General features: G+C 68.6%; 17 protein-coding genes and 1 tRNA gene. 5 read left to right on the top strand and 13 right to left on the bottom strand.

Going from position 1 to position 21,140, the window contains the following annotated elements:
* Nucleotides 1-11 precede the first annotated feature (11 nt).
* On the bottom strand, nucleotides 12-3,593 hold the full coding sequence (locus tag MIC98_RS08495; protein WP_239736840.1) for a methylmalonyl-CoA mutase family protein: 3,582 nt from the start codon (nucleotides 3,591-3,593) through the stop codon (nucleotides 12-14).
* 263 nt (nucleotides 3,594-3,856) lie between these two features.
* On the opposite strand from MIC98_RS08495, the gene MIC98_RS08490 reads away from it, so the two are divergent.
* Nucleotides 3,857-4,954, top strand: a complete 1,098-nt coding sequence (locus MIC98_RS08490) for a Glu/Leu/Phe/Val dehydrogenase dimerization domain-containing protein (RefSeq protein ID WP_239736839.1) — start codon at nucleotides 3,857-3,859, stop codon at nucleotides 4,952-4,954.
* 18 nt (nucleotides 4,955-4,972) lie between these two features.
* On the opposite strand, the gene MIC98_RS08485 is transcribed toward MIC98_RS08490, so the two are convergent.
* Nucleotides 4,973-5,785 (bottom strand): FHA domain-containing protein, encoded by an 813-nt coding sequence (locus tag MIC98_RS08485; protein WP_239736838.1) that lies wholly within the window; start codon nucleotides 5,783-5,785, stop codon nucleotides 4,973-4,975.
* Nucleotides 5,786-5,904: 119 nt separating this feature from the next.
* Here MIC98_RS08485 and MIC98_RS08480 point away from each other — a divergent pair, with 119 nt between their 5' ends.
* The 3 genes from MIC98_RS08480 (at nucleotide 5,905) to MIC98_RS08470 (ending at nucleotide 7,705) form a co-directional block, all read left to right on the top strand.
* Nucleotides 5,905-6,180: a polyhydroxyalkanoic acid system family protein gene (locus MIC98_RS08480; RefSeq protein ID WP_239736837.1), complete on the top strand. Its 276-nt coding sequence runs from the start codon at nucleotides 5,905-5,907 to the stop codon at nucleotides 6,178-6,180.
* Between the two features lie 84 nt (nucleotides 6,181-6,264).
* Nucleotides 6,265-6,341: transfer RNA gene (locus MIC98_RS08475), tRNA-Pro, on the top strand.
* A gap of 152 nt (nucleotides 6,342-6,493) precedes the next feature.
* Nucleotides 6,494-7,705 carry an MFS transporter gene (locus tag MIC98_RS08470; protein WP_057640982.1) on the top strand — a complete coding sequence of 404 codons (1,212 nt, stop codon included), beginning with the start codon at nucleotides 6,494-6,496 and terminating at the stop codon, nucleotides 7,703-7,705.
* A gap of 71 nt (nucleotides 7,706-7,776) precedes the next feature.
* On the opposite strand, the gene MIC98_RS08465 is transcribed toward MIC98_RS08470, so the two are convergent.
* From MIC98_RS08465 to MIC98_RS08415, 11 genes are all read right to left on the bottom strand, one after another.
* Entirely contained in the window at nucleotides 7,777-9,039 is a 1,263-nt protein-coding gene (locus tag MIC98_RS08465) for a glutamate-5-semialdehyde dehydrogenase (protein WP_275584489.1), read from the bottom strand.
* 82 nt (nucleotides 9,040-9,121) lie between these two features.
* Nucleotides 9,122-10,261, bottom strand: coding sequence for a glutamate 5-kinase (proB, locus tag MIC98_RS08460; RefSeq protein WP_239736835.1), 1,140 nt, complete (start codon nucleotides 10,259-10,261; stop codon nucleotides 9,122-9,124).
* Between the two features lie 4 nt (nucleotides 10,262-10,265).
* Entirely contained in the window at nucleotides 10,266-10,505 is a 240-nt protein-coding gene (locus MIC98_RS08455; protein WP_239738103.1) for a YciI family protein, read from the bottom strand.
* 225 nt (nucleotides 10,506-10,730) lie between these two features.
* Complete coding sequence (locus MIC98_RS08450) at nucleotides 10,731-12,029, bottom strand: argininosuccinate lyase (RefSeq protein ID WP_239736834.1); 1,299 nt, start codon at nucleotides 12,027-12,029, stop codon at nucleotides 10,731-10,733.
* Nucleotides 12,030-12,134: 105 nt separating this feature from the next.
* Complete coding sequence (gene argC, locus MIC98_RS08445; RefSeq protein ID WP_239736833.1) at nucleotides 12,135-13,088, bottom strand: N-acetyl-gamma-glutamyl-phosphate reductase; 954 nt, start codon at nucleotides 13,086-13,088, stop codon at nucleotides 12,135-12,137.
* A complete protein-coding gene (locus MIC98_RS08440; RefSeq protein WP_239736832.1) occupies nucleotides 13,085-13,696 on the bottom strand; it encodes a GNAT family N-acetyltransferase in 612 nt (203 codons plus the stop codon). Before MIC98_RS08440 ends, argC begins: the two co-directional genes overlap by 4 nt.
* Nucleotides 13,693-15,021 carry an acetylglutamate kinase gene (locus MIC98_RS08435; protein ID WP_239736831.1) on the bottom strand — a complete coding sequence of 443 codons (1,329 nt, stop codon included), beginning with the start codon at nucleotides 15,019-15,021 and terminating at the stop codon, nucleotides 13,693-13,695. The genes MIC98_RS08440 and MIC98_RS08435 overlap by 4 nt, the downstream gene beginning before the upstream one ends.
* Before the next feature lie 27 nt (nucleotides 15,022-15,048).
* Nucleotides 15,049-16,146 (bottom strand): acetylornithine deacetylase, encoded by a 1,098-nt coding sequence (locus MIC98_RS08430; protein ID WP_239736830.1) that lies wholly within the window; start codon nucleotides 16,144-16,146, stop codon nucleotides 15,049-15,051.
* Between the two features lie 241 nt (nucleotides 16,147-16,387).
* A complete protein-coding gene (locus MIC98_RS08425; RefSeq protein WP_239736829.1) occupies nucleotides 16,388-17,596 on the bottom strand; it encodes an argininosuccinate synthase in 1,209 nt (402 codons plus the stop codon).
* A gap of 107 nt (nucleotides 17,597-17,703) precedes the next feature.
* Nucleotides 17,704-18,711 (bottom strand): N-acetylornithine carbamoyltransferase, encoded by a 1,008-nt coding sequence (locus MIC98_RS08420; RefSeq protein ID WP_239736828.1) that lies wholly within the window; start codon nucleotides 18,709-18,711, stop codon nucleotides 17,704-17,706.
* A gap of 302 nt (nucleotides 18,712-19,013) precedes the next feature.
* The gene (locus MIC98_RS08415; RefSeq protein WP_057641560.1) at nucleotides 19,014-19,568 is read right to left on the bottom strand and encodes a hypothetical protein; all 555 of its coding nucleotides are present in this window, start codon (nucleotides 19,566-19,568) and stop codon (nucleotides 19,014-19,016) included.
* A 166-nt stretch (nucleotides 19,569-19,734) separates the two neighbouring features.
* Between MIC98_RS08415 and cysS the strand changes: the two genes are divergently transcribed.
* Nucleotides 19,735-21,102 carry a cysteine--tRNA ligase gene (cysS, locus tag MIC98_RS08410; protein ID WP_239736827.1) on the top strand — a complete coding sequence of 456 codons (1,368 nt, stop codon included), beginning with the start codon at nucleotides 19,735-19,737 and terminating at the stop codon, nucleotides 21,100-21,102.
* Nucleotides 21,103-21,140 lie beyond the last annotated feature (38 nt).

The following is a 21,140-nucleotide window of genomic DNA, read 5'->3' as shown; positions in this document are numbered from 1 at the left end:
TCAGCTTGAGATTACATGTTGCGACGGTACTCACCACCCACCTCATACAACGCATGGCTGATCTGCCCGAGGCTATGGGTCTTCACCGCTTCCACCAGCGATTCAAACACATTCCGCCGCTCCCGCGCAGTTGCCTGTAGCGCCTTCAGTCCGTCGGCAGCATAGCCATTGCGACTGCCCTGGTAGCCGGCCACATTGTCGATCTGCTGCCCCTTCTCCTCCTCAGTCGAACGGATCAACTCGATCTCGGTCGCCACCTCGCCGGCATGCTCCTTCGGCAGGAACATGTTGACGCCGACCAGCGGCAGGCTGCCGTCGTGTTTCTTGTGTTCGTAGTACAGGCTTTCTTCCTGGATCTTGCCGCGCTGGTACATGGTGTCCATCGCGCCGAGCACGCCGCCGCGCTCGCTGATCGCCTCGAATTCCTTGTACACCGCCTCTTCCACGATGTCGGTCAGCTTGTCCACGATGAAGCTGCCCTGCCACGGGTTCTCGCAGAAGTTCAGCCCCAACTCCTTGTTGATGATCATCTGGATCGCCACCGCGCGGCGCACGCTTTCCTCGGTCGGGGTGGTGATCGCCTCGTCGTAGGCGTTGGTGTGCAGGCTGTTGCAGTTGTCGAACAGGGCGTACAGCGCCTGCAAGGTGGTGCGGATGTCGTTGAACTGGATTTCCTGCGCGTGCAGCGAGCGGCCCGAGGTCTGGATGTGGTACTTCATCATCTGGCTGCGTTCGTTGGCGCCGTAGCGCTCGCGCATCGCGCGCGCCCAGATGCGGCGGGCGACGCGGCCGATGACGGTGTATTCCGGGTCCATGCCGTTGGAGAAGAAGAACGACAGGTTCGGCGCGAAGTCGTCGATCTTCATCCCGCGCGCGAGGTAGTACTCGACGATGGTGAAGCCGTTGCTCAGGGTGAAGGCGAGCTGGCTGATCGGGTTCGCCCCGGCCTCGGCGATGTGGTAGCCGGAGATCGACACCGAGTAGAAATTGCGCACGCCGTTATCGACAAAATACTGCTGGATGTCGCCCATCATCCGCAGCGCGAACTCGGTGGAGAAGATGCAGGTGTTCTGCGCCTGGTCCTCCTTGAGGATGTCGGCCTGCACCGTGCCGCGCACGGTGCGCAGGGTTTCGGCCTTGATGCGCGCGTAGGTTTCCGCATCCAGCAACTGGTCGCCGGTGACGCCGAGCAGGCCAAGGCCGAGGCCGTCGTTGGTCGGCGGCAGCTCGCCGTGGTACTGCGGGCGCTGGCGGCCTTCGAACAATCGCGCGATCTGCTTTTCCGCCTCCGCCCAGCGCGCCGGGTCGGCCTTCAGGTATTTCTCCACCTGCTGGTCGATGGCGGTGTTCATGAACATCGCCAGGATCATCGGCGCCGGGCCGTTGATGGTCATCGACACCGAGGTGGTCGGCGCGCACAGGTCGAAGCCGGAGTACAGCTTCTTCATGTCGTCCAGCGTGGGGATGTTGACGCCGGAGTTGCCGATCTTGCCGTAGATGTCCGGGCGCGGCGCCGGGTCTTCGCCGTACAGGGTGACGCTGTCGAACGCGGTGGACAGGCGCGCGGCCGGCTGGCCGACGCTCAGGTAATGGAAGCGGCGGTTGGTACGCTCGGGCGTGCCTTCGCCAGCGAACATGCGGATCGGGTCTTCGCCGCTGCGGCGATACGGGTAGACGCCGCCGGTGTACGGGTACGCGCCGGGCAGGTTCTCCTTCTGCAGGAACACCAGCAGTTCGCCCCAACTGCGGTAGGTGGGCGCGGCGATCTTCGGGATCTGCTGGTGGCTGAGCGATTCGCGGTAGTTCTCGACGCGGATGGCCTTGCCGCGCACCTGGTACTCGTTGACCTCGTCGATGATCGACTTCAGCCGCGCCGGCCATTCGCGCAACAGGCGCAGCGCTTCGGAATCCAGCGATTGCACCGCGTCGTTGTAGCGCTGGCGCAGGGTCAGCAGCGAGCGGTCAACCTGTAGAGCGGGGCTTGCCCCGCTGCCTCCGGTGGCATCCGAGCGGGGCGAGCCCCGCTCTACGAGAGCATCGGCCGCATACAGCTCCAGCGCCGGCGGCAGTCTGTCGTCGCCCAGCTCCTTCAGCGCCTGCCAGCAGCCCTGCGCACGCTCGGCGACTTCCGCCTGCGATTCGATGCGGGCGTTGATCGCCCTGCCCTGCTCGGCGATCTCGGCCAGGTAGCGCACGCGGCTGCCGGGAATCAGCACGGTGGCGCGCGGCTCCTTGAGCGTGGTGTCGATGGACGGCACCCAATCGCAGCTACCTTCCATTCCCGCGTCCCCGTTCCCCGTTCCCCGCTTTTCGCGCAACAACCGGCACAGGTTGGCGAACATCCAGCTGATGCCGGGGTCGTTGAACTGCGAGGCGATGGTTGGGTAGACCGGCACATCCTCGTCCTTCATCGTGAACGCCACGCGGTTGCGCTTCCATTGCTTGCGCACGTCGCGCAGCGCGTCCTCGGCACCGCGCTTGTCGAACTTGTTGAGCACCACCAGCTCGGCGTAGTCGAGCATGTCGATCTTTTCCAGCTGGCTCGGCGCGCCGAAGTCGCTGGTCATCACGTACATCGGGAAATCGACCAGGTCCACGATCTCCGAATCGCTCTGGCCGATGCCGGCCGTCTCGACGATCACCAGGTCGAAATCCAGCGACGTGAGGAAGCCGATGCAGTCGCGCAGCACGGTGTTGACCGCCGCATGCTGGCGGCGGGTGGCCATCGAGCGCATGTACACGCGCGGGCTGCGCAGCGAGTTCATGCGGATGCGGTCGCCCAGCAGCGCGCCGCCGGTGCGGCGGCGGGTGGGATCGACCGACACCACCGCGATGCGCATCTGCGGGAAATTGGCGAGGAAGCGGTTGAGCAGTTCGTCGGTGACGCTGGACTTGCCGGCGCCACCGGTGCCGGTGATGCCGATGACGGGGGCAAGCCGGGCATGCGCGACCGGGAACGGCGAATGTCCGTCCACCCTGGCCCATTGCTTGCGGAGCTTCTCAAGCTCGGCGTCGCCATAAGCACCGTCCTCGATGGCCGAAAGCATCCGGCCAATACCAATTTCGTCGTCAATGCCGGGTTTGGCCAAAACATCCTGTTCCCTGTTCCCCGCTCCCTGTTCCCGCGCGCCGCCGGCGCGCTTCACCACGTCCTCGATCATCTCCACCAGCCCCATCTTCATGCCGTCGTTGGGGTGGTAGATGCGCTCAACGCCGTAGCCCTGCAGCTCGCGGATTTCCTCCGGGGTGATGGTGCCGCCGCCGCCGCCGAACACGCGGATATGGCCGGCGCCGCGCTCGCGCAGCATGTCCACCATGTACTTGAAGTACTCGACGTGGCCGCCCTGGTAGGACGACAGCGCGATGGCGTCGGCATCCTCCTGCAAGGCCGCGCGCACCACGTCCTCCACCGAACGGTTGTGGCCCAGGTGGATCACCTCCGCGCCCTGCGACTGGATCAGCCGGCGCATGATGTTGATGGCCGCGTCATGGCCGTCGAACAGGCTGGCGGCGGTGACGAAGCGCAGCGGCGAGCGGGCCTCGTCCAGGGCGGTGGACGGCGGCTGCGGGAGGTGGGGGGCGGGGGTACTCATGGGGCGTGCGACATCCTGTTTCCGTTGAAACCGATGATAGGGCCGCGTGCCCGGCAGGTCAGGTTGCAGCGCAGCGTGACCGGTGCGCCGCGCGGTGCTCCCACGCGCCATCGGCGGCCTCGACAACCGCCGGCCGCCGAATGCATTAGAATGGCCGCCCGCGACCCGTCACCCCAAGGACGAAGTCGCATTTTTTGTTTTACGGCCCACCATTTACCCGCAGGATCACGGACGTTGCCGCAGCAGCGCCCATCGGAGCATCCATGCTTTTCGACACCCTCGAAACTTCCGGCCACGAGCAGGTCGTGTTCTGCCACAACCGCGATGCCGGCCTGAAGGCGATCATCGCCATCCACGACACCACCCTCGGCCCGGCCTTGGGCGGCGTGCGCATGCGCCCCTACGCCAACAGCGACGACGCGCTGCGCGACGTGCTGCGGCTGAGCCGCACCATGACCTACAAGAACGCGCTGGCCGGGTTGAACGTGGGCGGCGGCAAGGCGGTGATCATCGGCGACCCGAAGGCCGCCAAGAGCGAGGTGCTGTTCCGCGCCTTCGGCCGCCAGGTCGAGGCGCTGGGTGGGCGCTACATCACCGCCGAGGACGTCGGCACCGACGTCAACGACATGGAGCACATCTACCTGGAGACCGGCTACGTCACCGGCGTGCACCAGGTCCACGGCGGCTCCGGCGACCCGGCCCCGTTCACCGCCTACGGCGCATTGCAGGCGCTGATGGCCTCGGTCAACCGCAAGTTCGGCCACGAGGAAATCGGCAAGGTTTCCATTGCCGTGCAGGGCCTGGGCCACATCGGCATGGAGCTGGTGAAGCTGCTGCGCGAGCGCGGCGCCAAGCTGCACGTCACCGACCTCGACCCGGCGCTGGTGGAACGCGCGGTCGGCGAATACGGCTGCGAGGCGGTCGCGCCCGAGGCCATCTACGATGTCGCCGCCGACGTGTTCGCGCCCTGCGCGATGGAAGGCGTGATCGGCATGGAAACGCTGGACCGGCTCAAGGCCAAGGTCATCTGCGGCACCGCCAACAACCAACTGGCCAGCCACGCGGTGGGCGACGAACTGTTCAAGCGCGGGGTGCTGTGGGCGCCGGACTACGTGGTCAACGCCGGCGGCGTGATGAACGTGTCGCTGGAGATCGACGGCTACAACCGCGAGCGCGCCATGCGCCTGATCCGCAGCATCTACCACAGCCTCGAACGGATCTTCGACCGCTCCGAGCAAGACGCGGTCTCGCCGCAACGCGCCGCCGACCGCATCGCCGAGGCCCGCATCGAAGCCATCGGCAAGCTGAAGATGCCGATGGGCCGCGCCACGCCGCGGATGTGCCGCCTGCGCGGCGAGTGAATGCCCGGCGGCGTGCGCTCAGCGTGCGCCGAACAGCAGCAATGCGCTGATCAGCACGCCCATCAGCAGGGCGCTGAGCAGCAGCCACGGCCAGCGCCGCTGCCGTGGCCGCGCCACCGGCGCCGGCCGGGTTTCCGTGGTCGGCGCGGCCTCTTCGGCGACGGCCGGCAGGTAGGTCGGGGCGGCGCCCAGCGGCACCTCCAATACGAAGCGCTGGTTGCCCTCGAACACCACCTGGTCGCCCGCGTGCAGCCAGCAGTGGCGAACCGCGACGCCGTTGACCCGGCAACCGTCGGGCGAGCCGAGGTCGCGCAGCAGCACCCGCTCGCCGTGGCATTCGAAACGCGCCTGCCGCTCGGGGAACACCGGATCGTCGATGACGATGTCCGCCGCCGCATCGCGGCCGATGGTGCGCGGCCGGTTCAGGGCGTGGGCGCGGCCGTGGTGCTGGCCGCCGACGCCGCGCAGCAGCACGCGCTGGTCTTCGCCGTTTCCGGTGATCGCCTCGGGCGCCTGCGGCGGTTGCGTGGCCGGCTCGCAGTGGCCGCGCAGCAGCATTTCCACGCCATCGGCATGCACCGAGTCGCCGGCGCGCAGCAGCGCCATGCGCCGCACCGGGCGGCCGTTGACGTGGATGCCGCGCACGCCGCTGGCGACCTGCAGCCACAGGCCGCGTTCGTCGGTGCAGAAGCGCGCCAGCAGCAGCGGGCCGACGCTGTCGTCGCCCAGCCGCACCTGCCCGCTGGCGTCCCGCACGATGCGCTGCATGCCCGGACCAAGGGCTTGATCTGGCTGCTGGCGGTTGCCGAAATGGACTTGCAGTGTGCGCACCGGCGGCAGACTAGCAGGTCCACGGGACATGCAGAAGCTGGCTATGGGGCTTGGACTGCGCCGCGCGTGTCCGCACAATGCCGCACCACCCTCCACCCGGCCCCGCGAGTCCCTTCCCCATGTCCAGCATCGACATCCGCCATGCCCATTCCCTGTCCGACGAACGCGCGCACGCGGCCATCGCCGAGGTCGCGCGCAAGCTGCAGGAGCGCTTCGAGGTCAGCACCCGCTGGGAGGGGCAGAACCTGCACTTCGCCCGTGCCGGGGTCGAGGGCGCGATCGAGATGCTGCCCGGCGCGGTGCGGGTGAAGGCCGAGCTGGGCTTCCTGCTGTCGGCGATGAAGGGCATGGTCGAATCGGAAATCCGCCGGGTGCTGGCCGAGAAGCTGGGCTGACCCGCGCCACGCCGGGCCGATGCCCGCGGCGGAGTGAAATCTGTTGCGCCGCGCCAATGCCGCCGTTATCATAGGCGGCTCCTTCGGGGTGTAGCTCAGTCTGGTAGAGCGCTACGTTCGGGACGTAGAGGTCGCAGGTTCGAATCCTGTCTCCCCGACCAAGATCGACAAAAGCCGGCCTCGGGCCGGCTTTTGTTTTTGTCGCCACGCCGCCGCTTTCGGGCCAGCGGCGGGCGATGCCGGGAATCGCTCCCCGCGGTTCCCCTGTTTTCGCGGGCGCCGCCCCTGCGGCTGCCCGCGCCGGAGTTCCGCCATGCCCCACTCTCCCGCCCGCGGCCCGCATGCTCCCCTGCTCAAGGGCCGGCTGCTGGCCTTCGTCGCCGTCGTGCTGCTGGCCGCCAACCTGCGCAGCGCGGTCACCTCGCTGACGCCGCTGCTGGACCGGCTGGGCCAGACCTTCGAGTTCGGCAGTACCATGACCGGCGTGCTGGGCATGATGCCCACCGCCGCCTTCGCCCTGTTCGGCCTGGTCACGCCGCGGCTGATCCGCGCGATCGGACTGGAGCGCACCGCGGTGCTGACCATGCTGCTGGCCACCGCCGGGCTGCTGCTGCGCGCCAGCGCCGGCGGCGTCGGCATGCTGCTGGTCGGCTCGGCGGTCGCGCTGGCCGGCATGGGCATCGGCAACGTGGTGGTGCCGCCGCTGGTCAAGCGCTACTTCGCCGACCGCGTCGGCACCCTGAGCACGCTCTACATCACCGTGCTGCAGGCCGGCACCATGCTGCCGGCGCTGCTGGCGGTGCCGGTGGCCGACCGCTTCGACTGGCGCATCTCGCTGGGCATGTGGGCGCTGCTGTCCACCGCCGCGCTGCTGCCGTGGCTGCTGCTGGCGCGGCATGCGCCGCGTGCGCAGGCCGCCGCCGCTGCCGACGGCCCGCATGCCGCCGGCCGGGTCTGGAAGACCCCGCTCGGCTGGGGCATGGCGCTGATGTTCGGCATGACCTCGCTGGGTACCTACTCGCTGTTCACCTGGCTGCCCAAGGTGATGGTGGAAGCCGGCGCCAGCGAGGCCTTCGGCGGGGTGATGGTGGCGCTGTATTCGGCCATCGGCCTGCTGCCCTCGCTGCTGGTGCCGGCGCTGGCGGTGCGCATGCGCAACCCGTTCCCGATCGCGGTGCTGGTGTTCGGCCTGAACGCGGTCGCCTTCGCCGGCCTGCTGTGGGCGCCGATGGCCGCGCCGTGGCTGTGGGTGACCATCGCCGGGCTGGGCCCATCCACCTTCCCGCTGGGTCTGACCCTGATCAACCTGCGCACCCGAACCCCGAGTGGCTCGGCGGCGCTGTCCGGCTTCATGCAGGGCGTGGGCTACAGCCTGGCCTGCCTCGGCCCGCTGCTGTTCGGCTGGCTGCACGAACTCGGCGGCGGCTGGGCATGGTCGTTCGCGTTCCTGATGCTGTGCTCGCTGGTGCTGCTGGTCGCGGCATGGTTCGCGTGCAGGCCGCAGCAACTGGAAGACCATTGGTAGGTCGGGGCCACGCCCCCGACGTCCGCAAAGGGCCGACGAAAACGCCGGGGATGTAACCCCGGCCTACGGCCTCACCCCCGCACCTGCCCCTCGCCGCGTACCACGAAGCGCTCCACGGTGAGCGCCTCCAGCCCCATCGGGCCGTAGGAATGCAGGCGCGTGGTGGAGATGCCGATCTCCGCGCCCAGCCCCAGCTCACCGCCGTCGGAGAAGCGCGAGGAGGCGTTGACCATCACCACCGCCGAGCGCAGCGCGTGCACGAAGGCCTCGGCATGGGCCGGGTTGCCGGTGGCGATGACCTCGGTGTGGTCGGAGGTGTGGCGCTGGATGTGGGCGATGGCGTCATCGAGCGAGTCGACCACGCGGATGGCGAGGATCAGGTCCAGGTATTCGGCGGCATAGTCGTCCTCGTCCGCCGCCGATACACCAGGCACCAGGGCCTGCGTCGCGGCATCACCGCGCAACTCGACGCCGCGGGCGCGCAATGCCTCGGCCGCCAGCGGCAGGAAGCGCGGTGCGATGTCCGCGTGCACCAGCAGGGTTTCCAGCGAATTGCAGGCGGCCGGGCGCGACACCTTGCCGTCGACCAGCAGGCCAAGCGCCAGTTGCATATCGGCGCCGTCATCGACGTACAAATGGCACACGCCCTTGTAGTGCTTGATGACCGGCACCCGCGCATGTTCGGCGACGAAGCGGATCAGGCCCTCGCCGCCGCGCGGGATCGCCAGGTCGATGATGTCGTTCAGTTGCAGCAGTTCCAGCATCGTCTCGCGGCGCAGGTCCTCCACCAGCGTCAGCGCGGCATCGGCAAGGCCCGCCTCGCGCAGCGCGCGCTTCAGGCTGGCGGCGATCGCGGTGTTGGAATGGATCGCCTCCGAACCGCCGCGCAGGATCACCCCGTTGCCGGCCTTGATGCACAACGCGGCGGCGTCGGCGGTCACGTTCGGCCGCGCCTCGTAGATCATCGCGATCACCCCCAGCGGCACGCGCACCTTCTGCACGCGGATGCCGTTGGGCCGCAGGTAGTCGCGGGTGACCTCGCCGACCGGATCGGGCAACGCGGCGACCTCGCGCAATGCGTTGGCGACACCGGCCAGGCGCTGCGGGTCCAGCGCCAGCCGGTCGAGCATCGCGCTGCCCACGCCCTTGTCGCGGGCGGCCTGCAGGTCGCGGGCGTTGGCGGCGAGGATCGCCTCGGCATCGGCTTCCAGCGCCGCCGCCATCGATTGCAGCAGGGCCGAACGCGCCGCGGTGGAAAGCTGGCCGAGTTGCCGGGCGGCGTCGCGGCATTGCAGGGCAAGGGTCTTGATGTCGGTCATGGTTGCGGCTCGCATGCAGGAAGTTTCGTCCCTGTAGGAGCGACGCGAGTCGCGATGGAGCTTTACCGGCGAAGCCCCGTCGCGACTCGCGTCGCTCCTACGACAGCAGGACGAGGTCGTCGCGGTGGATCACGTTCTCGCCATAGTTGTAGCCGAGGGTGGCCTCGATGGTGCGCGAATGGCTGCCGGCGATGCGCCGCACGTCCACCGCCGAATACTGGCTGATGCCGTGCGCGATGCAGCCCCCGCCGTCGCGCACTTCGATCATGTCGCCGCGGCGGAACTCGCCCTGCACCGCGGCGATGCCGCCGGGCAGCAGCGAGGCGCCCTTCTCGCGCAGCGCGCGCGCGGCGCCGCCATCGACCACGATCGCCCCCGGCTCGAGCGGCGCGTGCCGCAGCCAGTACTTGCGCGCGGCGATGCGCGAGCGCCCGGCATGCAGGCGGGTGCCGCGCAGCCGGCCCTGCGCCAGCGCGCGCACCACTTCGCCGCTGCGGCCGTTGAACAGGTAGGTGTCGATGCCGGCCGCGCCGGCCTTGGCCGCGGCCTGCAACTTGGTGTGCATGCCGCCGGTGCCGACTGTGCTGCCGCTGCCACCGGCCATCGCCAGCACCTCGGCGGTCAGTTCGACCACTTCGTTGATCGGCCGCGCCTGCGGATCGCGGCGCGGGTCGGCGGTGTAGAGGCCGTCGATGTCGGTGGCGATGAACAGCGCATCGGCATCGACCAGCGCGGCGACGATGGCGGCGAGGTTGTCGTTGTCGCCGAGCTTCAATTCATCGACGGAAACGGTGTCGTTCTCGTTGACCACCGGCAATGCGCCAAGCGCCAGCAATTCGTTGAGGGTGGCGCGCGCGTTGAGGTAGCGGCGGCGGTTGCGCAGGTCGTCGTGGGTCAGCAGCACCTGCGCCACCGGCCGCTCGAAGAAGCGCTGCCACAGCGCGATCAGCTGCGCCTGCCCGAGCGCGGCCAGCGCCTGCCGCGCGGCGATGGCGGCACCGGCTTCGGCCGCCCTCGGCAGGATGGCGCGGCCGGCCGCGACCGCGCCGGAGGAGACGATCACCACTTCCCTGCCGGCCAGCAGGTTGGCCGAGACGAACTGCGCCAGCCCCAGCGCGAAGCGCGGGCTCAGGCCGCCACCATCGGCGGCCAGCAGGCTGCTGCCGATCTTCAGCACCGCGCGCCGCCACGGCGGCAGCGTCTGTTCGGCGAAGGGCGAAGGGGCGGCCTCGTTCATGGGCTCAGCGGGTGTTCCACTCGTGCACGGTCAGGTCCGAGCAACCGTGGACCGCCAGCGGGTCGGTCGCGACGATGGCCCGCGCTACGTCCATGTCGGCGACGTCGCGCAGCACGTAGGCGCCACCGCTGCCATCGGCGAAACCGCCGGTCAGGTGCAGCAGCCCGCGTTCGCGCAGGTCGTCGAGGAAAGCCTTGTGCGGGGCGATGACCGACGTGTCGAACGACGGCTTGCGCATGGCCATGACCAGATACAGCTTCACTTCGTTCTCCGTCGCATGAAGCGCCAGCGTCGATGTTGCACTGCCGCGCAATACATTTGGGCGATGCTTTCGTTTCCAACCAACGTAGGTCGGGGCTACGCCCCCGACGCGGGGTATTGCAGATGCCGGGGACGTAGCCCCGACCTACGTCTCGTGGATGCGGGGCTTGATTGCCGTGAAGGCCTCCGTGCGGGGCAAGTCCCGCACCTACGGTTGCAGCGCCACCCAGCGTGCCTGCAGTTCTTCCAGCCGCAGGTCGGCGGCCGCGCCCGGCGACACCCGCGCGGCGAGGCTGCCTTCCGGCGTGCGCCCCTGCCCCGCCGTGTCGGCCGCTGCGGCGGCGGCCTTGTAGGCATCGCGGAACGGCACGCCGGCCACCGCCGCTTCCACCGCCACGTCGGTGGCGTACATGCCCGAATCGATCGCGGCGCGGATGTTGTCGTCGCGCCAGTCGAGGTTGGACAGCAGCGCCGGCAGCAGTTCCAGCGCGGCCAGGCCGCGGCCGAAGCCGTGGAAGATCGCGCCCTTGGACGCCTGCAGGTCGCGGTGGTAGCCCGACGGCAGCGACAGCAGCTGCTCGATCTCGGTGCGCGCGGCGGCCACGCTGGCATGGGTGGCGCGCATCAGCTCGATCACGTCCGGGTTGCGCTTGTTCGGCATGATCGAACTGCCGGTGGTGTACTGCGCCGGCAGCGCCACGAAGGCGAACTCGCCGGTGGTGAACAGCGACAGGTCCCAGGCGATGCGGCGCAGGTCCAGGGTCGCCCCGCCGAGCGCTTCCAGCGCGGCCAGCTCGAACTTTCCGCGCGAGAGCTGGGCGTAGATCGGCGATACCTGCATGCGCGCGAACTCCAGCGCGCGCGTGGTGTGTTCGCGGTCCAGCGGCAGGTTGACGCCGTAGCCGGCGGCGGTGCCCAGCGGGTTGCAGTCGATCAGCCGGCGGGTGTCGGCCGCGCGCACCGCGTTGTCGATGAAGGCTTCGGCCCAGCCCGCCCACCACATGCCGGCCGAGGACACCACGGCACGCTGGATGTGGGTGTAGCCGGGCAGCGGCTGGGCGCGCTCGGCGGCGGCGCGGTCCAGCGCCACCTTCGCCACTTCGTGGCTGAGCTGCGCCACGCGCGCCAGCTTCTCCTTCAGCCACAGGCGGGTGGCGACCAGGATCTGGTCGTTGCGGCTGCGGCCGGTGTGGATCTTGCGCCCGGCGTCGCCAAGGCGCTCGGTCAGCCGCGCCTCGATCGCCGAATGGCAATCCTCGTAGCGCTCGTCGAGCACGAACGCGCCGCTGCGGAAATCGTCGGCCAGCAGCGCCAGCTCGCGCTTGAGCGCGGCCAGCTCGTCGGCCGAGAGGATGCCGATATGCTGCAGCCCTTCCGCATGCGCGGTACTGGCGGCGATGTCGTGCAGGAAGAACTCGCGGTCGAGGATCACGTCGTCGCCGGCGAGGAAGGTCTGGATGTTGGCGTCCACCGCGACGCCGGGCTTCTGCCACAGCAGGTTGGTCATGGGAGTCTCGATGCTCTTGTTGCCTTGGTAGGAGCGACGTGAGTCGCGATGGGGACTTACCGGTAAAGCTTCATCGCGACTTGCGTCGCTCCTACAAAAGCCGGGTCAATGCGGAATGGCGGTCAGCTCGGGCAGGCCGAGGGCGATGTTGAGGTTCTGCAGCGCCTGCGTGGCCGCACCCTTGAGCAGGTTGTCGATGGTCGCCACCACCACCACGCGCTTGTTGCCCGGCGCCATCGTGAAGCCGCCGACCTGCACGCCGTGGCGGCCGGCAATGCGGCTGACCCACGGTGCTTCGTCCACCACCTCAACCAACGGCTCGCCGGCATAGCGCTGCCGGTACAGCGCCATCACTTCCTCGCGCTTGAGCGGCTGCTGCAGCCACAGGTTCACGGTCATGCTGATGCCACGGAAGTGCGGGGCCACGTGCGGCATGAATTCGACCTGCACGCCGAGCCGGGTGGACACCTCACGCTCGTGGACGTGGTTGGTCAGCGCATACGGCATCAGGTTGTCGCGCAGCAGTTCCGGGTTGTTCTTGTCCGAGGGCGTGGTGCCTGCCCCCGAATACCCCGACACGCCGAAGCAGGCCGGCGGCCCGGCCAGTTGCGACAGCAGCGGCACGATCGCCAGCTGCATGGCGGTGGCATAGCAGCCGGGGTTGCTGATGCGCTTCTGCCCGGCATAGGCATCACGGGTCAGTTCCGGCAGGCCGTAGTACCAGCCGTTGTCGAAGCGGTAGTCGGCGGACAGGTCGACGATCACCGTGTCCGGCCGGGCCGCGTCCAGCGCGGCGACGAAGGGTTCGGCCTTGCCGTTGGGCAGGGCCAGGATCACCGCATCGGCGCCCTTGCCCGCCACCGCGTCGGCGTCGAGGTTTTCATAGCGCAGCTCGCCGGCGTAGGCATCGCTGTGCTCGGCCACGCGCTGCCCGGCCAGCTCGCGCGAGGACACGAAGGCCAGTTCGACGTGCGGATGCCCGGCCACCAGCCGGATCAACTCGGCGCCGGTATGGCCACGGGCACCGACGATGCCCAGCGTGAATTTTCTTTCGGTCATGAGTGCGAATCCAGAAGGTGTTGCAGGTGGCTGCGGACCGCCGGCCACTCGCTGTCGATGATGGAGAACACCACGGTATCGCGCGGCGTGCCGTCGGCGTGGCGCTTGTGGTTGCGCAGCACGCCGTCCTGCTTCGCCCCGAGCCGGGCGATGGCGGTGCGCGAGGCATGGTTGAACCAGCTGGTCTCGAAGCCGACGGCGATGCAGCCCATCGCCTCGAACGCATGCCGCAGCAACAGCAGCTTGGCCTCGGTGTTCAGGCCAGTGCGCTGCACCCGCCGCTGGTACCAGGTGTAGCCGATGTTCAGCCGTGGCACGCCTGCGTCCAGTGCGTAGAAACGGGTGCTGCCGACCACCGCGCCGGCGGCGTCGCGGACCACGAAGGGCAGCGCCGTGCCCTGCGCCTGCGCCTCCAGCGCCGCGGCGACGTGCTGTTCCACGGCATCCGGCGCCGGCACGTTGGTGTACCAGCAGCGCGACAGTTCGCCGTCGCCCAGCGCCTGCCGCAGGGCCGGCGCGTGCGCCGCCTGCAGCGGTTCCAGCACGACGTGGCGGCCGCGCAGTTCCGGCACCTGGCGCCATGCGGTATTGGCGGACGGGGCATTCATCCCTGCAGGCTCGCCTGGCGTTCGCCGCAGTGCGCAACAAAGCCACGGATGCTGTCGAAGTCATTGGCGCCGAACCAGAACACCTTCCAGTGGTCGAGCTTGTAGCAGCCATCGGACTCGGCGTAGTAGAAGTGATTGACCGCGTTGCCGTTGCGCGAGCGCCAGAACAGCTGCGGGGTTTCCTCCAGCATCACGTTCCATACCGCGCGGCCCAGGCCCTCGCCCTGCGCGTCGTCGAGCACCGCGAACTTGTCCAGGTAGACCCCCTCGGCCTCGTCGGTGAGGATCACCGCGGTGCGGTAGTTCTCGCTGACGTAGGCGCGCAGCAGCTTCGTCTTCTCGAAATAGTCCGGCACCAGCGTGCGGCCGAAGCTGGACTCGATCAGCGCCTTCAGCCGCGCGGTGTCCAGCTGCTCCCACGCCGTCGCCTTGAGCACCTTCTCGCCGCGCCGCACCAGCGTGCCCGAACCCTTGTGGGTGAACAGTTCTTTTGCCAGATCCGCCGGGCGGGTAATCGACACCGAGGATTCTTCCGGCAGCCGATCCAGCAGATCCTTGATCTGCTCGATCTTGACCTTCATGCCGCCGTGCAGCCACGGCTGCTGGATCAGGTGCTCGTACTCGGTGGACAGGTTGATCGAGTCGATCACCTTGCCGTCGGCATCGAGCAGGCCGCCGGTGCCGGTGAGGAAGATGATCTTGTACGGCTGCAGTTCCTGCACCAGCTCGTTGGCGGCGAAGTCGGCGTTGACGTTGAGGATCTGCCCGCTCGGCGTCTCGCCCAGCGAGGTGATGACCGGGATCGAACCGGCGCGCAGGCTGGCCTCGATCGGCGCGAGGTTGACCCGCTTCACCTCGCCGACCAGCCCGTAGATGCTCTGGTCGAGGTACTCGGCCTCGAACACGCCGCCGGTGATCGAGGTGGCGCGCGCACCGTTCTGCTGCAGCGCCTCGACCAGTTGCAGGTTCGACTGCTGGAACACCTTGCGCACGATCGCCAGCGCCTCGGGCGTGGTCACGCGCAGGCCGTCCACGGTCTGCTTCTCGATGCCGGCCGCCGACAGCTCGGCGTCCAGCTGCGGGCCGGCGCCATGCAGCACGATCGGGGTCAGGCCGACCTCCTGCAGGAACGACAGCGAGGACGTCAGCGCGTCGAGGTCGTCGCGCAGCACCGCGCCGCCGACCTTGACCACGGCGAAGCGCTTGGCGTCCAGCTGCGAGAAGCGCTTGAGGTACTGGCTGATCTCCTTCGCGCTGGCCATGCTCGAAAGCAGGCGCACGATGGTCTGGCGGGTCTGGCGGTGGGGCTGCATGGCGGGGGACATTTCGTTGGCTTGGGGAATGCGGGGCGCTCAGGCGCCGCGCTGCAGGATGTGGTGGACCGACCCGGCATAGCGCTGCAACTGCTCCAGCGTCACGAACTCGTCGGCGGTGTGGGCCTGGGCGATATCGCCGGGGCCGTAGACCAGCGCGGTATGGCCGGCGGCCGAGAACAGCGAGGCTTCGGTCCAGAAGTCCACCGCGTTGCCGATCGGCAGGCCCAGTTCGTCGGCGACGTCGCGCGCGGCAAGGCGGCGTTCCTCGGCACGGGCAATGTCGCCCGACGGCAGGCTCGGGCCGCGGAAGGTTTCCTCGAAATGCGCGGCGGCCGGCTCGGCAAAACCGGCGAAGGTGGCCAGCAGCTGGTCGATATCCATCGACGGCAGCGGGCGGAAACCGAAACGCAGCTCGGCTGCCGGCGCGATCATGTTGGCCTTGATGCCGCCCTCGACCCGGCCGATGTTGAAGCGCAGCCCGGTCAGCCCGCCGAAACGCGCATGCGCCAGCGACTCGACGTGGTCCAGCGCGCGACCGCCCCAGCGCATCGCCTGATGCAGGGCACTGGCCGCCGCATCCTGCTTGCCCGAGGCATGGCCGGCGCGGCCCTTGAACTTCATCAGCACCGAGGAGATGCCGCGATGCGCCAGCACCGCCTCGCCCATCGTCGGCTCGGCGACCAGCACGGCTTCGTAAGGGATGCCGCGGGCGAGGAAGGCGGCGATGCAGCGCGGGTCGTTGGCCTCCTCGTCGGAGGAGAACAGGAACGCGGCATCGCCATCGGTGGCGTTTGCGGCAGCCACCAGCGCGGCGGCAGCACCCTTGATGTCGCATACGCCGAGGCCGACCACACGGTCATCCAGCCGCCGCATCACGTGCGGATCGGCGCTCCAGTGCGGCGAATCCGGCACCGTGTCCAGGTGCACGTTGAACAGGTACTTCGGCGTGCCGCGCACCGCGTACAGGCTGACTGCGCCGGCACCGTGGTCGGTCACCTCGACGTCGAAGCCCGGCAGGTTGGCGCGCAGGTAATCGAAGATGCCGCCGGTGGTGATCGCACGCGGCGGGTTGCGGGTATCGAAGGACACCAGCTTTTCAAGGTGCGCGAGGGTGGATTCGAGGAGTTCGGTCATGGGATCGGATCGCGGCAATGGCAGGCAGGCTCCCTTCTCCCTGCGGGAGAAGGTGCCCGAAGGGCGGATGAGGGGCGAGCGGAGTCCCTATGGTTCAAACATCGCGGACTCCGTTCGCCCCTCACCCCAACCCCCGCTTCGCGCCCCGGCCCTTGCGCTGGCGCAAGGGCGTTCGTGGGGCAGCGAACCGGTGGTTCGCAAACTGCCCCTCTCACCCCGGAGGGAGAGGGGCTTTCAAGCGTCAACCGTTGTTGACCTGCGCGTACAGCGTCGAACTCATGCCGAACAACTTGATGAACCCCTCGGCCTCCTCCACGCCCCAATCCGCCGACTGCGCGTAGGTCGCGCCCTTGGCGTTGAGGATGTGCGGCGAGCGCACCACCACCGCATCGACGCGGGCACCGCGGGTTTCCAGCACCACCTCGCCGTTGACCTTGCCCTGCGAGGACTTCAGGAACGCCTCCAGGTCAGTCTTCAGCGGGTCGTGGTAGAAGCCTTCGTAGACCAGCTCCACCCACTTGCGCGCCACGTCCGGCTTGAAGCGGTTCTGCTGCTTGGTCAGCACCGCCTCCTCCAGCGCGCGGTGGCCGGCCAGCAGCGCGGTCAGGCCCGGCGCTTCATAGACGATGCGGCCCTTCAGGCCGATCACGGTGTCGCCGGTGTAGACGCCACGGCCGACGCCATACGGGGCGAACAGCTTGTTGAGCTTTGCCAGGATCTGCTCGCCCGGCAGCGCCTTGCCATCCAGTTCGACCGCCTCGCCTTCGACGAACTTCAGGGTGACGGTCAGCACTTCCGCCGGCCACGCGCTGCGCGGCGCGCACCAGCCGCGCGCACCCTCGCCCGGCGCCTCCCACTTGTCGATCTCGCCGCCGGACATGGTCACGCCCAGCAGATTCTCGTTGATGGTGTAGGCCTTCTGCTTGGCGCGCACGCCGAAGCCGCGTTCTTCCAGGTACGCCTGCTCGTAGGCGCGGGTCTGGGTGTGTTCCTTCTGGATCTCGCGGATCGGCGCGACGATGCGGTAGTCGCCCTGCGCCTTCACCGCCAGGTCGAAGCGCACCTGGTCGTTGCCCATGCCGGTGCAACCGTGGGCGATGGCGTTGGTGCCCAGCTCGGCGGCGCGCTTGAGCGCGGCATCGACGATCAGGTAGCGGTCGGACACCAGCAGCGGGTACTGGCCTTGGTAGCCCTCGCCGGCCCACACGAACGGCTTGACGAAGCCTTCCCAGATCGCCGGGCCGCCATCGATGGTGACGTGGCTGGCCACGCCCAGCTCGGCGGCGCGCTTCTCGATGGTCTCGCGCTCCTCGGCATCGACGCCGCCGGTGTCGGCGAACACTGTGTGCACGTTCCAGCCACGCTCCTGCAGGTAGGGCACGCAGAAACTGGTGTCCAGGCCGCCGGAGAAGGCCAGCACGATGTCGCGGGATTCGTTGGGGGTCGTCATGGTGAATGTTTCCGTGGGGATGTTGTCAGGAACGAGTGGAGAGGAGCGAGAAACGAGTGGGAGCAAGGCCTGCGAGTTTTTACTCGTTCCTCGTTCCCCGGCACTCGTTACTGGATCAACGCGGCCATGATCGCCTTCTGCACATGCAGGCGGTTCTCGGCCTCGTCGATGGCGATGCAGTTGGGCGAATCCATCACCGCGTCGGTCGCCTTGACGTTGCGGCGCAGCGGCAGGCAGTGCGAGAACACGCCGTTGTTGGTCAGCGCCATCTTGGCTTCGTCGACGATGAAGTGCTTGTACTGGTCGCGGATCGGCTTTTCCGGCGCCCAGTTGCCGAAGTACGGCAGCGCGCCCCAGCTCTTGGCATAGACCACGTCGGCGCCGGCATAGGCGCTCTCGATGTCATGGCTGACGGTCAGCGAGCCGCCGCTCTCGGCGACGTTCTGCTCGGCCCAGCCCATGTAGCGTTCGTCGAGGAGGTATTGCTCGGTCGGGCACAGCAGGGTCACGTCCATGCCCATGCGCGTGGCAATGGTCAGCGCCGAGTTGGCCACCGCGGTGTTCAGCGGCTTGGGGTGGTAGGTCCAGGTCAACACGTACTTCTTGCCGCGCAGGTCGGAGGTGCCGAAGTGCTCCTGCAGGGCCAGCGCATGCGCCAGCTCCTGGCAGGGATGGGTGATGGTTTCCATGTTGATCACCGGCACCGGCGAATACTTGGCGAACGCCTTGAGCACCACGTCCTGCCGGTCATGGGCCCAGTCCACGAACTTCGGGAACGCGCGCACGCCGATCAGGTCGACGTAGCGGCCCAGCACCTTGGCCACTTCGGCGATGTGCTCCTCGGTGTCGCCGTCCATCACCGTGCCCAGCTCGAACTCGATCGGCCAGGCGTCCTTGCCCGGCTGCAGCACGATGGCGTGGCCGCCGAGCTGGAACGCGCCGAGCTCGAAGCTGGTGCGGGTGCGCATCGACGGGTTGAAGAACACCAGCGCGATCGACTTGCCCTTCAACTCGTCGCCCAGCTTGTTGCGCTTGAACAGCGCCGCCTGGGTCAGCAGCGCGTCGAGCTCGGCGCGGCTCCAGTCCTGGGTGTTCAAGAAGTGCTTCACGGACATCGATCCATCCTTTGCTGCGTGGGGGACCGCCGTTGCCGACGGGTGCGCACGATGCGCAACTTCATTGCGGTTGAAACTTTCTGCGGAACGAAAACGAAAAAACCCAGCCTGGGCTGGGTTTTCCGAACAGACAGCACGAAGCTCCGGTTACCCAGCGAGGATGTGGGGTTCCGGTCGACGCGCGCGCGAGGTCATGCCGGTGGCCTGCCGGGCGGCGCTGGATTCGTGCTGGAAGCTGTTCGCCTTCATCGCGGGGCATAGTCGCACGCACCCCGGCGGCACGCAAGCGGTGCAGTGCAACATCACGGGTTGCCGGCCACGGGCTCGGAATCGTCGCCCAGCTCGGGGGTGATCGACACCCGCAGCTTCAGGCGATTGCCCGGGTCTTCCGGCAGCCGCGAGCGGAACTTGATGCCCTTGTAGACGTAGTCCACGTCATAGGCGATGGGCCGGCGGAACTCGCGGCCGACCTCGACGATGCGGCATTCGGGGGTGAGCATCGGGGTGTTGCCGCCGCCGCGCGCCAAGGTCATCGCGGCCTCGTCATCGTCGTCGTGGCGGCGGCCGAAGACCCCCTTCACCGAATCCCAGAAGCGGCGGAACCCGCCCTTCTCCTCCTCGGCGGTGACCTGCACCGGGTCCAGCGTGCGCGTGGACACCGGCACGCAATGCTCTTCGGTGCGGGTGGCGCGCAGGGTCTGGAACACCGGCTCGACGTTGAGCACCTGCGCGTAGTCGTGGCGCACGTTCTCCACGATCGCCACGCGGTTGCGCGGCTCCTCGCTCTGCGCCACGGCGGAGCCGCTGGCGGCGGCCAGCAGGCACAGGGCTGAGGGCAACAACGGAGCGTGCTTCATCGACTTCGGTGGATCCATGGGCAACGGACAGACTCGGCATAGTGTAGGCAGCCCCGTCCGTGAGGGGCTGAACATTACCCATCCGCGGCGCCATTGCCCAGCCCGGGCGTGCCCGGCCGGGCCCGGCCCGCTAGAATCGGCGGGCTCGCTCCTCCCCCGGAACCCCATGTCCTTGCACCTGTACAACACCCTGACGCGGCGGCTGGAGCCGTTCGTCCCGCTGGATCCGGCCGCGCCGACCATGTATGTCTGCGGCCCCACCGTCTACAACTACGTGCACATCGGCAATGCCCGCGGCCCGGTGGTGTTCGGGGTGCTGGCCGACCTGCTGCGGCGCCGCCACGGCGCGCTGCGCTACGCCCGCAACATCACCGACGTGGACGACAAGATCAACGCCGCCGCGCGCGAGCAGGGCGTGCCGATCACCGCCATCACCGACCGCTTCGCCGCCGCCTACCGCGAAGACATGGCCGCGCTGGGCGTGGCGCCGCCGGACATCGAGCCGGAAGCCACCGCGCACATCCCGCAGATCATCGCCATGATCGAGGGGCTGGTCGCCGGCGGCCATGCCTATGCCGCGCAGGGCCACGTGCTGTTCGCGGTATCCAGCTTCGACGGCTACGGCAGGCTCTCCCGGCGCGACCCCGAGGAGATGCTGGCCGGCGCCCGCGTCGAGGTGGCACCGTACAAGCGCGACGCCGGCGACTTCGTGCTGTGGAAGCCCTCCACCGACGACCTGCCCGGCTGGGAGTCGCCGTGGGGCCGCGGCCGCCCCGGCTGGCACATCGAGTGCTCGGCGATGGCCGCCGCGCACCTGGGCGACACCATCGACATCCATGCCGGCGGCGTGGACCTGCAGTTCCCGCATCACGAGAACGAGATCGCGCAGAGCGAATGCGCCCACGGCGGCCGCACCTTCGCCCGCTTCTGGCTGCACAACGGCATGCTCAACTTCGGCGGCGCCAAGATGAGCAAGTCGGTCGGCAACATCGAGCGGGTGCACGACCTGGTGCGCAAGCACCCGCCCGAGGCACTGCGTTACGCGCTGCTGTCGGCCCACTACCGGCAGCCGCTGGACTGGTCCGACGCGCTGATCGAACAGAGCGTGCGTACCCTGGACCGCTTGTACGGCACCCTGCGCGACCTTGCCGATGTCGAGGCCGCGCCGTTGATCCCGGCCGCGGTGGAAGCCACGCTGGACGACGACCTCAACACGCCGCTGGCGCTGGCCGAACTGGCGCGCATCGCCGGCGACGCGCGCAAGGCGGTGGACGCGGCGGACAAGGCGCGGCTGAAAGCCGAGCTGCTCGGCGCCGGCCTCGCGCTGGGCCTGCTGCAGCAGGCACCGGCGGCGTGGTTCGGGCGTGGCGCCGATGCCGGCGACGACGTGCGCATCCAGGCATTGATCGACGAGCGCATCGCCGCCAAGCAGGCCCGCGACTTCGCCCGTGCCGACGCCATCCGCGACCAGCTGGCCGCCGAGAACATCGTGCTGGAAGACACCCCGCAGGGCGTGCGCTGGAAGCGTGGCTGAGCTTTGGCGCGAAGTGCCGGACGAAGCTCCGGTTGAAT

The organism is Stenotrophomonas sp. NLF4-10, from assembly GCF_022359915.1.
GTDB classification, from domain to species: domain Bacteria; phylum Pseudomonadota; class Gammaproteobacteria; order Xanthomonadales; family Xanthomonadaceae; genus Stenotrophomonas; species Stenotrophomonas daejeonensis.
This window is presented reverse-complemented; position numbering and strand designations above follow the sequence as displayed.